The sequence below is a fragment of the Chitinophaga deserti genome (genome assembly GCF_003149455.1).
Classification (GTDB): Bacteria; Bacteroidota; Bacteroidia; order Chitinophagales; family Chitinophagaceae; genus Chitinophaga; species Chitinophaga deserti.
On record NZ_QFFK01000005.1, the window covers coordinates 90,588 to 103,166 of the forward strand.

General features: G+C 48.5%; 13 protein-coding genes. 6 read left to right on the plus strand and 7 right to left on the minus strand.

From position 1 onward, the window contains the following. The first annotated feature begins 83 nt into the window (after window positions 1-83). The 3 genes from DEV76_RS12695 (at window position 84) to DEV76_RS12705 (ending at window position 3,636) form a co-directional block, all read left to right on the plus strand. Window positions 84-1,505, plus strand: a complete 1,422-nt coding sequence (locus DEV76_RS12695) for a dicarboxylate/amino acid:cation symporter (protein ID WP_232826938.1) — start codon at window positions 84-86, stop codon at window positions 1,503-1,505. An 84-nt stretch (window positions 1,506-1,589) separates the two neighbouring features. Further along, a complete protein-coding gene (locus tag DEV76_RS12700) occupies window positions 1,590-2,303 on the plus strand; it encodes a DedA family protein (RefSeq protein WP_109698296.1) in 714 nt (237 codons plus the stop codon). An 85-nt stretch (window positions 2,304-2,388) separates the two neighbouring features. Further along, window positions 2,389-3,636: an MFS transporter gene (locus DEV76_RS12705; RefSeq protein WP_109698297.1), complete on the plus strand. Its 1,248-nt coding sequence runs from the start codon at window positions 2,389-2,391 to the stop codon at window positions 3,634-3,636. 13 nt (window positions 3,637-3,649) lie between these two features. On the opposite strand, the gene DEV76_RS12710 is transcribed toward DEV76_RS12705, so the two are convergent. The 4 genes from DEV76_RS12710 to DEV76_RS12725 all read right to left on the minus strand — a co-directional run bounded on the left by DEV76_RS12710 (window position 3,650) and on the right by DEV76_RS12725 (window position 6,489). Further along, window positions 3,650-4,114 (minus strand): MarR family winged helix-turn-helix transcriptional regulator, encoded by a 465-nt coding sequence (locus DEV76_RS12710; RefSeq protein ID WP_109698298.1) that lies wholly within the window; start codon window positions 4,112-4,114, stop codon window positions 3,650-3,652. Window positions 4,115-4,188: 74 nt separating this feature from the next. Next, window positions 4,189-4,767: a YceI family protein gene (locus DEV76_RS12715; protein WP_109698633.1), complete on the minus strand. Its 579-nt coding sequence runs from the start codon at window positions 4,765-4,767 to the stop codon at window positions 4,189-4,191. Window positions 4,768-4,913: 146 nt separating this feature from the next. Next, on the minus strand, window positions 4,914-5,852 hold the full coding sequence (gene mdh, locus DEV76_RS12720; RefSeq protein ID WP_109698299.1) for a malate dehydrogenase: 939 nt from the start codon (window positions 5,850-5,852) through the stop codon (window positions 4,914-4,916). A gap of 118 nt (window positions 5,853-5,970) precedes the next feature. Continuing rightward, the gene (locus DEV76_RS12725; protein ID WP_109698300.1) at window positions 5,971-6,489 is read right to left on the minus strand and encodes a peroxiredoxin family protein; all 519 of its coding nucleotides are present in this window, start codon (window positions 6,487-6,489) and stop codon (window positions 5,971-5,973) included. Window positions 6,490-6,651: 162 nt separating this feature from the next. Between DEV76_RS12725 and efp the strand changes: the two genes are divergently transcribed. The 3 genes from efp to accC all read left to right on the plus strand — a co-directional run bounded on the left by efp (window position 6,652) and on the right by accC (window position 9,192). Continuing rightward, window positions 6,652-7,215: an elongation factor P gene (gene efp, locus DEV76_RS12730; protein ID WP_109698301.1), complete on the plus strand. Its 564-nt coding sequence runs from the start codon at window positions 6,652-6,654 to the stop codon at window positions 7,213-7,215. A 69-nt stretch (window positions 7,216-7,284) separates the two neighbouring features. Then, the gene (gene accB, locus DEV76_RS12735; RefSeq protein WP_109698302.1) at window positions 7,285-7,773 is read left to right on the plus strand and encodes an acetyl-CoA carboxylase biotin carboxyl carrier protein; all 489 of its coding nucleotides are present in this window, start codon (window positions 7,285-7,287) and stop codon (window positions 7,771-7,773) included. A gap of 81 nt (window positions 7,774-7,854) precedes the next feature. Then, window positions 7,855-9,192, plus strand: a complete 1,338-nt coding sequence (gene accC / locus DEV76_RS12740; protein WP_109698303.1) for an acetyl-CoA carboxylase biotin carboxylase subunit — start codon at window positions 7,855-7,857, stop codon at window positions 9,190-9,192. A 596-nt stretch (window positions 9,193-9,788) separates the two neighbouring features. On the opposite strand, the gene DEV76_RS12745 is transcribed toward accC, so the two are convergent. The 3 genes from DEV76_RS12745 to DEV76_RS12755 form a co-directional block, all read right to left on the minus strand. After that, window positions 9,789-10,151 carry a glyoxalase superfamily protein gene (locus DEV76_RS12745; RefSeq protein WP_109698304.1) on the minus strand — a complete coding sequence of 121 codons (363 nt, stop codon included), beginning with the start codon at window positions 10,149-10,151 and terminating at the stop codon, window positions 9,789-9,791. A 163-nt stretch (window positions 10,152-10,314) separates the two neighbouring features. After that, window positions 10,315-11,004: a hypothetical protein gene (locus tag DEV76_RS12750; protein WP_157962867.1), complete on the minus strand. Its 690-nt coding sequence runs from the start codon at window positions 11,002-11,004 to the stop codon at window positions 10,315-10,317. Window positions 11,005-11,059: 55 nt separating this feature from the next. Then, a complete protein-coding gene (locus tag DEV76_RS12755) occupies window positions 11,060-12,553 on the minus strand; it encodes a TlpA family protein disulfide reductase (RefSeq protein ID WP_109698306.1) in 1,494 nt (497 codons plus the stop codon). Window positions 12,554-12,579 lie beyond the last annotated feature (26 nt).

Consider the following 12,579-nt stretch of genomic DNA (forward strand, 5'->3'; position numbering starts at 1 on the left):
ATGCCCTATCTGCGGGAATTTCGCCTGAGAACCTTATTTTTGGGCAATTTTTGTCAGGTCTAAACCTAAATCACCTCTATTTCATGATGAATAAAAGGAAGGCAAGCATCACCGCCCTTATCGTGCTGTCGATCGTCGCAGTTTTGCATGTAATTGATTTCAATTTTGGGAGTGTGGCTCCGTTTTCGACGGATCCCGAGCCTCTCCGCAATGGTGTATTTCCCCCGTACTTCCTCCTGATTAGCCGCTGGATCGCTGTGGCAGCGGTTGTTTGGTTTGCCATCACCAAAAAGTCCCTCACCACCTGGATCCTTGTAAGTATGGTGATCGGCGGTGAGCTGGGGTACGACTGGCCTGCTATCGGTATGAACTTCCAGGTACTGAGTAAAGTTTTCCTGCAAATGATCAAAACGATCATTGCGCCATTGCTTTTTGCAACGCTGGTGGTGGGTATTGCAGGGCACTCCGATATTAAGCAGGTGGGCCGGATGGGTTGGAAATCACTGGTTTATTTCGAAATTGTTACAACTATTGCATTGTTTATAGGCCTTGCAGCCATAAATATCTCACAGGCAGGGGTAGGTGTTCCGCAACCCCCGGCCGGGCATGAAGTACTGCCGGCCACGAAGCCGCAGAACTGGCAGGATATCATACTGCATGTATTCCCAGAGAATATAGCGAAGTCCATCTATCACGGAGAGATCCTCCCGATTGTAGTGTTTAGCGTGATATTCGGGATCGCCCTGCTGATGGTGAAGGAAAAACAGCGTCAGCCTATGCTTGATTTCTGCGGAAGCCTTTCAGAAACCATGTTCAAATTCACCAACATCGTCATGTATTTTGCACCGGTGGGCGTAGGGGCTGCCATTGCTTATACGGTGGGGCACGGTGGCCTTGATGTGCTGGGGAACCTGTTAAAACTCCTTATTACACTATACGTAGCACTGCTTGTGTTTGTACTGGTTGTGTTTGTGCCGGTAGCCCTAATTATTGGTCTTCCCATCAAAAGGTTCATCCGGGAGATCTCCGAGCCGGTATCTATCGCATTTGCCACAACCAGTTCCGAATCTGCGCTGCCCAAAGCCATGGAAGCTATGGAACGGATGGGCGTGCCGCGTAAGATCATTGCTTTCGTGATGCCAACAGGGTACAGCTTTAATCTTGACGGGTCTACCCTATATCTTGCCCTGGCCTCCGTATTTGTTGCCCAGGCAGCTGGTACCCCGCTTACTTTCGGGCAGCAGATCCTCATGGTGTTTACCCTGATGCTTACAAGTAAAGGTGTGGCCGGCGTTCCGCGTGCCACTTTAGTTATCATTCTTGGTACGGTGGCCTCTTTCCATCTGCCGGTATGGCCCGTGTTCCTCATCCTCGGTATTGATGAGCTGATGGACATGGCCCGCACTTCGGTAAACGTGATAGGCAACTGTTTGGCGACAGCCGTGATCGGGAAATGGGAAGGAGAGGTCGACTTCAAGAATCTTCCTCCTGAAAGCAAGGCCTAAAGGACATTTCAGGAAATATTAACTTCCTCTTGACATATAAAAGTTTATTTTTAGCCGCTCAAATTATTGAGTATAAACATCAGCATGGACCAGATCATTGAATTTTTCAAGCATTTAATCAACCCCGAGTGGATCATTGAGAACGGAGGTTATTACCTGATTTTGGCGATCATTTTCGCTGAAACGGGCTTGTTCGTGGGTTTTTTCCTGCCCGGAGATTCACTGCTTTTTGTGGCAGGTATTTACGGAGAACGTTTAGCAGAAAGCTTTTTCAATATGCCCCTCGTAGTGGCAATGACCCTTATTGCCATTATGGGTGTACTGGGTAATATCGTAGGATACTGGTTTGGAAGAAAATCGGGTCCGATCCTTTTCAAAAGAAAAGATACCTGGCTGTTTAAGAAGAAGCACCTCTGGCAGGCAAAAGAAGTATATGACAAATATGGCGGAGGCGCCATCTTCGTGGCCCGTTTCCTCCCTGTTGTGCGCACCTTTGCACCTATCATCGCAGGGATTGTGGGAATGGAACGCAAGAAATTCATGTTCTATAATATCATTGGTTCCTTCACCTGGGTGTTTTCCCTGATGCTGGCCGGCCACTTCCTCGGAAAAGCCATCCCCACGCTTACGGATCACCTGGAATGGATCATCATCATCATCGTAGTACTGACTACCGCGCCGGTACTCTATAAGCTGGTCTTCGGCAAATCGGTTATCCACTCACACTTCGATGAATTTGGTAATCCGATCGAGGCGCCAAAGGAAGATGAAAAAGAGAAAGAGCAGATAAAACCTTAATAAATTTTGATATTTGAAGAGACGCAATAAATTTGCGTCTCTTTCTTTTTACAGAAAGCCCGTATCAACCAAAAATCAGTCCTCTATGAATTCCGCCGCCAACAAGCCCGTAAGGCTGCTTAATGCCGCAGTGATTGTGGCCTCTCTCGGTTACTTCGTCGATATTTATGATCTGTTGCTGTTCGGTATTATCCGGATCAAAAGCCTTACCTCGCTGGGTGTTTCTGCAGCGGAAATAGATTCCGTGGGTATGTGGCTCATCAATATCCAGATGATCGGGATGCTGATCGGGGGAATTATCTGGGGCGTTTTGGGAGATAAAAAGGGCAGACTGTCTGTTTTATTCGGGTCTATACTATTATACTCCGTCGCCAATGTGGCAAATGGAATGATAGGAGGGGAGAATGCCATTTTCTGGTATATGGTTTGGCGCTTTGTGGCAGGCCTGGGACTGGCGGGAGAGCTGGGGGCAGGTATAACGCTGGTAGCGGAAGTACTCCCGAAGGAAAAACGTGGCCTGGGAACCATGATCGTGGCAAGTGTGGGGATCTCCGGTGCCGTAGCGGCCTATTTTGTATCGGAATACTTCGGAGACAACTGGCGAATTTGCTACTACATCGGCGGCGGCCTGGGGCTTGCACTCCTGATCCTTCGTATTAGCGTAGTAGAATCGGGGATGTTCAACCAGATCCGGGACACTGGCGTGAGCCGGGGGAACTACTTCAAGTTTTTTACAAATAAAGAACGCTTTTTCCGTTACCTGAAATGTATAATGATCGGATTGCCAACCTGGTATGTGGTGGGCATACTCATGACTTTTTCAAATGCATTTGCGGAAAAGATGGGAGTGCAGGGTCCAATTAACCCAGGGAAGGCCATTATGATATGCTACGCGGCACTTACTTTTGGAGACCTCGCGAGTGGCTATCTGAGCCAACTGATGCGTAGCCGGAAGAAAGTGTTGTATATCTTTTATACCCTTGTCCTCATTAGTGTGGTGCTGTATTTCAACATGTACGGTGCCAGTGTGGGGCTGTTCTATACCATTTGCGGGATTATGGGCTTCAGTGTAGGTTTCTGGGCAATATTCGTTACTGTGGCGGCGGAGCAGTTCGGGACCAACCTGCGGGCTACAGCGGCAACTACAGTTCCCAATTACGCCCGGGGCATGCTGCCGGTTATTTCTCTCGTTTTTGGCGGTTTACAGTCTGCCGGTTTAAGCTACCTGCAAAGCGGGCTGGCTACCGGGGTTATCTGCATCGTTCTGGCATTTGGGTTTGCCTATTCCATGGAGGAAACGTTTGGGAAAGATCTGGATTATGTGGAGGAGTAACGGCTGGTATTGATCAGTCGTATGAGCTAAGGATCTTATCCAGCAGTTTATTCAGCTGGGCTACTTCCTTTTCGTTCAGCGAGTTCTTCAGGGTATCTTCCAGCACTGATATTTTCTCGTCGATTTCCTTCAGCAGCTGGAGGCCTTTGGCGGTTATTTTCACATCTACTGCGCGGCGGTCGGCTTCGCAGCTTTTCCTTTCAACCAGATCGGCTTTGCGGAGCCTTTCCACGAGCCGCGATACATCGCTCATTTTATCGAGCATTCTTTCCTTCAGTGTGTTTATGCTGGCGGATTTGGGATGCTGGCCACGAAGTATGCGCAGGATATTGAACTGCTGCATGGTGATATCGTATTCCCTGAAAAAATTCTGGTGTTTGCCAATTATCCAGTTGCCAACGAAAATGAGGCTTACAAGACCTTTATGGTGCTCACTGGTGAAATTTCGGATGGAGATCAATTTTTCAATATTGGACATATGCGGCGATAATATCTTGCAATTTAACGGATTGGCAGCAATCAGGAAAAGTTCACGGGTTCCTGGGCGGCCGGTTACTGTTTAACAAATTCGAGTTTTAACATGATACTGACCATTTTATCGACCACCATTCCGCCGGCTTCGGTGAGTTTGTCCCATTGCAGGTTGTAATCGAACCGGTTGATGTAGGTAGTGGCTTTAAAGGTCGCGGTTTGTTTTTTGCCTTCTGTGGCAATGCCCCCGTAGGTGACATTAAATTTGAGGCGGCGGGTCACATCGCGGATGGTGAGGTCGCCTTCGAGCTGGTACCTGCCTTCGGTGATACGGCGGAAGGAGGTGCTTTGGAAAGTTATTTTAGGATATTGTTCGGCGGCGAGGAAATCGCCGGATTTAAGGTGGCTGTCCCGCTTATCATCTCCGGTATGGATACTGAAAGCGTCTACCTGGAAGCGGATACTGGCATCGGTGAAATCAGGTTTAGGGGCGGAAATTTCGCCATCGAATTCCCGGAAACTGCCTTCCACTTTGGAAATAACCAGGTGTGTAACGGAAAATGACACGGACGACCGTTCGCGGTCTGCTTTCCAGACCGGAGTTTGTGCAATCGAGGCCAACGAAGAGCATAACAGTATGGCAAACAGTAGCTTGCTCATGATATGGTTTTTGGGACCGGTGGTGATTTTAGTTGATATAGCCCGTGCCAAAGGTACGATAATCAATGATATGAAACGGGCGGCGGGGGTATTGAAAAAGGAAAGCACCTGCTGCCAGGTGCTTTCCGTAAAATGATGAGCCTTTATCAGGCGGGAGCTTTCATGTTGTCGAGCACGTCCATTACTTCTTTCACGTGTTTGGCGGAAGTATTGAGGAGGGCTTGTTCGCTCTCGTTCAGGTCGAGTTCGATGATTTTCTCGATACCGTTTGTACCGAGTACAACGGGAACGCCGAGGTAAATGTCTTTCAGACCGTATTCGCCGGTGAGCCATGCGCAAACAGGGAAGATGCGTTTTTCGTTTTTCACGATCGCTTCTACCATCTGAGCTGCAGCAGCGCCGGGAGCATACCAGGCGGAGGTGCCGAGGAGGTTCACGATTTCGCCGCCACCAACTTTAGTGCGCTGGATGATTGCGTCGAGCTTGTCAGCAGCTACCAGTTCCGTAACGGGGATACCGGCAACGGTTGTGTAGCGGGGGAGGGGAACCATGGTATCGCCGTGGCCGCCCATGAGGATGGCCTGAATGTCTTTCGGAGAGCAGCCGATCTCGTCTGCCAGGAAAGCGCGGTAGCGGGCGGTATCGAGGATACCTGCCATGCCGAACACCTTGGAGCTGTCTTTCTTCGCGGTGAGGAAAGCGCAGTAGGTCATAACATCCAGCGGGTTGGATACCACAATGATGATGGCGTTGGGAGAATGTTTGGTGATATTCTCGGTAACAGATTTAACGATATTGGCATTGGTAGAGATCAAATCGTCGCGGCTCATACCGGGTTTACGGGGGAGGCCGGAGGTGATCACCACCACGTCGCTGTTGGCGGTTTTAGCATAGTCGTTTGTAACGCCGGTCACTTTCGTGCTGTAGTAATCAATCGGGGCTTGCTGCCAGGTGTCGAGTGCCTTTCCTTCCGCAGTGCCTTCCTTGATATCAAGCAAAACTACTTCCTGCAGGAAATCTCTGTGGGCCAGCACGTTAGCGCAAGTTGCGCCCACATTTCCAGCTCCTACAACAGTTACTTTCATCGTATCTGAATATTTTAAAAAGGTGAAGAATTATTTGGGTAACAAAAATAGGATATCGGAACCGTAATTTCGGCGTTAACTGCTAAAATTTCCCCTTTGGGAGGCCCCGGGGGAAAATTTACAAATGCTTTAACACGGTGTCCAGTTTAACCGTACCTTCGTAATTCGCTTCCAGCTGGCCTTTCCTGTTATAGAGGTAAATACCGGGGAAATTTGACAGGTCGTAATAAGATACGATCTGCCGGGTAGGCTCAGCGGCCATGATGATGTTCGGGTAATTGGCGATCTTATACTGATCGTACCAGGCCTTCATCCTGTCCAGCTTGAAAGGCGTAATCATAAGGATGTTGGCTTTTTTAAATTTGTCGATATTTTTGAGGATGTCTTCCGTCATATGAGCGCAATGGTCACATTCCACACTGAAGAGGAATACCATGGTAGGCTTGCCCTTGGGCAGGTCGTTTTTCGTAAAGACCTGACCGGTATAGGCCGTCAGGGGAAGAGGAGAGATGAAAGTGTACTGTTTAAATGGTGGTAAATAGCCGGAAGATTGTTTTTCATGAGCATGATTATGCCCGGATTGGGCTTTTAACAACGTCGGGAGGCATAAAATCACTAATAACCATGTACGCATCATTATATTTGTTTTATTGTTAAAGTAAATAGCCGCGCAAGCGGTTCGACATCAAATCTATACCGCTTTTGTGGGAAATCCGGCAAGATTTGTTTGTTCATATTCTAAAATTTTTACTTTTGCAATCCTTAATGTAAATTTTTAACTTTAAATCATAGACCTTTTATGGCTACCACCGCAGATATCAGAACAGGATTAATCATTAAGCTGGATAACAGCTTATATTCTGTTGTAGAGTTTGGTCAGAACAAAACCGCCCGTGCAGCAGCCAAGGTATGGGCCAAATTGAAGGGAGTAGACAACAGCCGTTCCATCGAGCATACCTGGAACTCCGGTGATACCATTTACCCTGTCCGTGTAGAGAAAAAAGCGTACCAGTTCCTGTATAAGGACGAAAGCGGGTACAATTTTATGGATAAAGAAACCTTCGAACAGATTGTGGTAGGCGAGCAATTGATTGACGCCCCCCAGTTCCTGAAAGACGGCGACGAGGTTTCTATCGCTATCAATACCGAAACCGAACTTCCCATGGGAGTGGAACTTCCCGATAAAATCGTGCTGAAAGTAACCTATTCCGAGCCCGGCATGAAGGGAGACACTGCTACCCGCACGCTTAAACCTGCCACCGTGGAAGGCGGTGCCACCATCATGGTACCCCTGTTCGTGAATGAAGGCGAGATGATCCGGGTTAACACCAAAACCGGCGAATACATCGAGCGCGTTAAATAAGAGCCATATACTATTCTCATATCCATCAATTCGCGAACCAGCACATTATTTAAACCAAAAACTGTCTACATGGACTTTAAACAGATTCAGGAGCTGATTAAAATGATCAACAAATCAAATATCAGCGAACTGAGCATTGAGCAGGATCAGTTTAAGATTACTATAAAGCAGAAAGACAACGAAGTACAGCAGATCGTAACAGTTCCGGCGGTAACCACCGTTCAGCCGGCAATAGCAGCCCCTCAGCCCGTAGCACAAACTGCGCCTGCCGCGGCCGCTCCTGCTGCCCCTGCTGCTGGTGCTCCCGCAGCCGCCAGCAACCTGATCACCATCAAATCTCCCATGATCGGTACATTCTACCGCAGCGCAGGCCCCGGCAAACCGAACTTCATAAATGTTGGTGATGACGTGACTCCGGGTAAAGTAGTTTGCATTATCGAGGCCATGAAACTGTTCAATGAAATCGAAAGCGAAGTAAGCGGAAAAATCGTGAAAGTACTGGTGGACGATGCTTCACCCGTAGAATACGACCAGCCGCTGTTCCTTGTAGAACCGTAAGACATTCTATAACGGTTGAAGGTTGTAAGGTTGCTTGCAACCTTTTCCTTTTGCTGTTTTTTATAACACTATTTGCTAAACATGTTCAAAAAGATATTGATCGCCAACCGTGGCGAGATTGCCCTGCGCATCATCCGCACCTGCAAGGAAATGGGGATCAGGACAGTGGCAGTTTATTCAACAGCGGATAAAGACAGCCTGCATGTCCGTTTCGCTGACGAAGCCGTGTGCATCGGGAAGCCGCAGAGCAGCGATTCTTACCTGAATATCCCTCACCTGATGGCTGCCGCTGAGATCACCAATGCGGACGCTATCCACCCCGGTTACGGATTCCTGGCTGAAAATGCCCGCTTCGCAGAGATCTGTGGTGAACATGGCATCAAATTTATCGGCCCCACTCCGGATATGATCCGCAGGATGGGGGATAAAATGACCGCCAAGGAAACTATGATCGCAGCCGGTGTACCCGTTATCCCGGGTTCTGAAGGCCTGCTCGAAAGCGTGGAAGAAGCCCAGAAACTGGCAAAGGAAATGGGTCTCCCCATCATCCTCAAAGCTACTGCCGGTGGTGGTGGTAAAGGTATGCGCGTGGTTTGGGAAGAAAGCGAGCTGGAAAATGCCTATGACATGGCTAAAAACGAAGCCCGTGCTGCATTCAGTAATGATGGCATCTACATGGAGAAATTCGTGGAAGAGCCCCGCCATATAGAAATTCAGATCGCCGGTGACCAATACGGTAAAGTATGCCACCTCAGCGAACGCGATTGCTCCATCCAGCGCCGCCACCAAAAGCTGGTGGAAGAATCTCCCTCGCCCTTCATGACACCCGAGCTCCGTGAAAAGATGGGTGAAGCCGCTATCAAGGCTGCTTCTGCTATCAACTACGAAAGCGTGGGTACCATCGAGTTCCTGGTAGACAAGCACCGCAATTTCTATTTCATGGAAATGAACACCCGTATTCAGGTGGAACACGGTGTTACCGAAGAAGTAATCAATTTCGACCTCATCAAGGAACAAATCAAGATCGCTGCCGGTATCCCCATTTCCGGAAAGAACTACTTACCACAGATGCACGCAATTGAGTGCCGCATCAACGCAGAAGATCCCTATAATGATTTCCGCCCTTCACCGGGTAAAATCACCGTCCTCCACACGCCCGGAGGCCACGGTGTGCGTGTAGACTCCCATATCTACGCCGGTTATGTGATCCCTCCTTACTACGATTCCATGGTTGCTAAAGTGATCGCCATCGCGCAAACACGCGAAGAAGCTATCAATACCATGGAGCGTGCCCTGTCTGAGTTCGTGATCGAAGGGGTGAAAACCACCATTCCTTTCCATCAGCAGCTCATGCAGGACGAGAACTTCCGTAAAGGTAACTTTACCACTAAGTTCACTGAAGGCTTCAAACTGCAATAAGCTATTATCTAACTATAGCAAAAAGGCCGCTCCGAAAAGAGCGGCCTTTATTTTACCCATTCAACACCTATACCATTGGAATTCTCTGTCTTTTTCAGCGTTGGTACCCTATTCGTAAACGTGGGCCTGATCTGGCCCTGGCTGATCTTTCTCTTCATCTATGTACGCTGGGTACGCCGTAAGGAAGTATAGCCCTTCTATAGCCGTAAGTAACAAGTACATGCCGCGCTAAAGTACCCCGAAGTTTACTCCCTCCTGCTTCTCCCATTTGAGCAGCAGGACTTATTGACTCCGTTTAGTATTAGAAGGAGATTACTACCTTATTACAAGGTTATCAGAAGGTATTAAGATACCGTAAGGGTACAGTAACGATGCTGCTACGATACTGTAACTTCACTGTAACTGTACAGCAACTATACGGGAACACTACCGGAACTATGGACGTAAGGTGGAGATGAGGTGGAGATGAGGTGGACTTGATGTGTAGATGTAATTGATTATGAATAACTTATAGTGCTGGTAAATTGTGAGAAACGATCATTTAATGTAGCGTTTCAACTCATTGATAGTCAGTTGATTATTGCATTATCCGTTGTTCAGGGAAACCTTTCCACATAAAGCAGGCGGTTGCCAAAAGGATCGTGAAGCGTTAACTCCCAGGCACCATAAAATGCCTCCTCCAGTCCCGGACGATTGTATTTGTATTGCTTTTCCGTGAGTGCGCTGTGCAACTCGCGCACGCCTTCCGTTTCTATGAATACTTTTGCACCGGGTGTACTGTCTCCATGATGTTCAGACAGATGCAGCGTTACGTCTTCGCGGGAAACCTGCATATAAAGCGGCGCATTTTCATCGAAGCGGTGCTCCCAGTCGATCTGGAACCCCAGCCAGTCAATGTAGAACTCTATGGCTTTGGTTACATCGAAAATGCGGAGCACGGGTATAACTTTAGTTTGCATGGAAATGAGGGTTGGGTGTAACTCAAATGTACGGTTTAAACGGCAGCGGCCTTAAATGGCAACGGGCCATCCCTGCGGACGGCCCATTGCATTAAACCTTAAAAAAACCTTAGTTGGATTGTATGTCGATGAAAAATTAATACGGTTTGTATCTTGAAGCGCCTTAGCGTTGAACTGCTGGTGCAGCGGCTTTTTCCTTCATCATTCTTTTCTTACGCTCGCCGGATCTGTGTTGTAATCTTTCCTGCTGGCGCCATTCGTTGTATTTGGAGAACTTCTCTTCGCCCAGTGCCAGTTTTACTTTCTCGAGGCGTTCATTGTGGAGGGATTTCATTTTGTCCCTGCGTTCGGATTTGTCTGCGTCTTTCAATGCCATCGCTTTGGTCATATATTCCTTGTTGATGGCTTTCAGATCAGCGCCCTGCTGTTCAGAAAGGCCCAGTGCTTTTACTGCAGCTTCGCTACGGTCGTGCCTTTTAAAGCCTTCGTGTTTACCGTCCCGGGCCAGTTTCCCGTCTTTACCATATTTGCCGTGGTGACGGCCTTTACGATCGGCCAGCTGCTTTTGGTTATCCTCCCATTTAGAGAATTGATCCTTATCAAGTACGCTTTGCATCTGCTCTTTGCGGGCAGACTGGAGAGCATCTGTTTGGGCCTTACGCGTTTCTTTAGTGAGATTTTCATCTTTGCGGAGTTCTTTCAGTCCGTCGATATACGTTTTATTGATCTCACGGATTTTCGTGGTCTGTTGTTCGGTCAGTTTCAGGTCGGGTTTAGCGGCCGGTTTATCCTGGGCATAAGCCAGGGAAACGCTTCCGGTCAGCAGTACCATCCATACAAATTGTTTCATCATGGCGATTGTGTTTTTTAAATAGACGGCCATGGGAATCCGAAGTTTAACGGAGGGGTCATAAAAGTTTGTTAATGGCGGCATGGAGTGCGGCAGGGTCGCGGGGCCAGGGTGCGCTGGCAGATATCAGTTTCCCGTTCCTGTCTATTAGGAAGTAACTGGGATATCCTGTAGTACGGTATTTTTTTTCAAAAGCATCCTGCATATCGTCGGGCAGGCGGTAATGCACTACGGCGGGGCCGGTCATCTTATATTCCCGGATTGTTTTCTGCCACGCTGCTTCAGGGGATTTAATGGCGAGGTAAAGGAAGACAACGTCTTTATCCGCGTATTCCTTTTTAATGCCGGGCATATACTGCATCATTTCGAGGCAGGGACTGCACCAGGTGCCCCATAGGTCGAGGTAAATCACTTTGCCGCGGTAGGGCGTGGTGATGTGGGCGAATATATCTTCGGGCGTTTTCAGATCAGGAAATTGTCCATAGAAGCGGGTGCTGGCCAGCATCTGATCGTCGGAAAGCAGGGCATTGAGTGCATTGTTGCGGCGGATGAGGTTGTTGAGCAGAACGGTGTCCTGTACTTTGGTACGGAGTTCGGCCAGCTGGTTATCCTTTAAGGTGCTGCCCTCCTTTAAATAACGGGCTGCAAACCATATTTCTGTGATCTCTTTCTCTCTCGGGTGGTGGATCCTCGTCTGGTATATGGAATCTTTGTCGAGGTTCAGGGTACGTGCCTTACCATTGCTATAGTTGCGAAAATCGCGGTGAACGATGATGAAGTTTTCTGAGAGGTGGCCGCTGTTGCCATTTAATGCAATGATGGAATCCAGGAAACGAAAATGTATTGCTTCTTCCTCTGGGGAGAGGGCTGCTTTTTCTTTGAAATACAGGTATTGCGTTAGGGGCATGGCCGTCTCGTAGATCATAGTGGCACGCAGGTATTGCATGGTACGGGGCTCAGGCCGGTGCTGCTGCTGCCAGGTGCTGAGGTAGCGGAGGTTATCGCGGAGTGCATTCCGCATGGTATCGCGTAATACGGGAAGTGTGTTAAACTGTTTGAACCATTCCGAGTAGGTATAAGGAGGGGCATTCCGCTTTCCATACTCCCGTGAAAACTGATGGAGTTCGTTATGCAGGCGGGCGTTGGCGCCGGAATAGCGGAAGGAAGCATCTTTCAGGTCTGCTTCGAAGTAAATGGTTTCACCGGGGATGGCAATGGTTCTTTCTTTGAAGCGGGAATCATCAATCGCCATATCAGTTTCGGCCAGTAAAGGTAAGGTGAGGGTAAATCGGCCGGCCGGATCAATGGGGGCCGTGTGGTGGACGATCTTGCTGGAGATCCAGTCCATGAATGTTACCTTAAACAGGTTGCCGGGGGCGTGCCGGTAGTTTTTGTAAATCCCTTTGATAGTGATGGAATCGTTCCGGAAATGCAGCGGCCCGAAAGGGGCGGGGTCTTTACGGTTTTCAACATGCAAGGGTTTTTCAGACTGCTGGGAAAACACGGACAGGGGGCTGCTTAATAACAATAAGAGTGGCAGGATTCTGAACATTGGAGTACAAGTTTTATCCAATATAC

Coding starts and splice junctions, on each gene's coding strand:
- DEV76_RS12695 (WP_232826938.1), top strand. CDS start 84: ATGATGAATAAAAGGAAGGCAAGCATCACCGCCCTTATCGTGCTGTCG.
- DEV76_RS12700 (WP_109698296.1), top strand. CDS start 1,590: ATGGACCAGATCATTGAATTTTTCAAGCATTTAATCAACCCCGAGTGG.
- DEV76_RS12705 (WP_109698297.1), top strand. CDS start 2,389: ATGAATTCCGCCGCCAACAAGCCCGTAAGGCTGCTTAATGCCGCAGTG.
- DEV76_RS12710 (WP_109698298.1), bottom strand. CDS start 4,114: ATGTCCAATATTGAAAAATTGATCTCCATCCGAAATTTCACCAGTGAG.
- DEV76_RS12715 (WP_109698633.1), bottom strand. CDS start 4,767: ATGAGCAAGCTACTGTTTGCCATACTGTTATGCTCTTCGTTGGCCTCG.
- mdh (WP_109698299.1), bottom strand. CDS start 5,852: ATGAAAGTAACTGTTGTAGGAGCTGGAAATGTGGGCGCAACTTGCGCT.
- DEV76_RS12725 (WP_109698300.1), bottom strand. CDS start 6,489: ATGATGCGTACATGGTTATTAGTGATTTTATGCCTCCCGACGTTGTTA.
- efp (WP_109698301.1), top strand. CDS start 6,652: ATGGCTACCACCGCAGATATCAGAACAGGATTAATCATTAAGCTGGAT.
- accB (WP_109698302.1), top strand. CDS start 7,285: ATGGACTTTAAACAGATTCAGGAGCTGATTAAAATGATCAACAAATCA.
- accC (WP_109698303.1), top strand. CDS start 7,855: ATGTTCAAAAAGATATTGATCGCCAACCGTGGCGAGATTGCCCTGCGC.
- DEV76_RS12745 (WP_109698304.1), bottom strand. CDS start 10,151: ATGCAAACTAAAGTTATACCCGTGCTCCGCATTTTCGATGTAACCAAA.
- DEV76_RS12750 (WP_157962867.1), bottom strand. CDS start 11,004: ATGATGAAACAATTTGTATGGATGGTACTGCTGACCGGAAGCGTTTCC.
- DEV76_RS12755 (WP_109698306.1), bottom strand. CDS start 12,553: ATGTTCAGAATCCTGCCACTCTTATTGTTATTAAGCAGCCCCCTGTCC.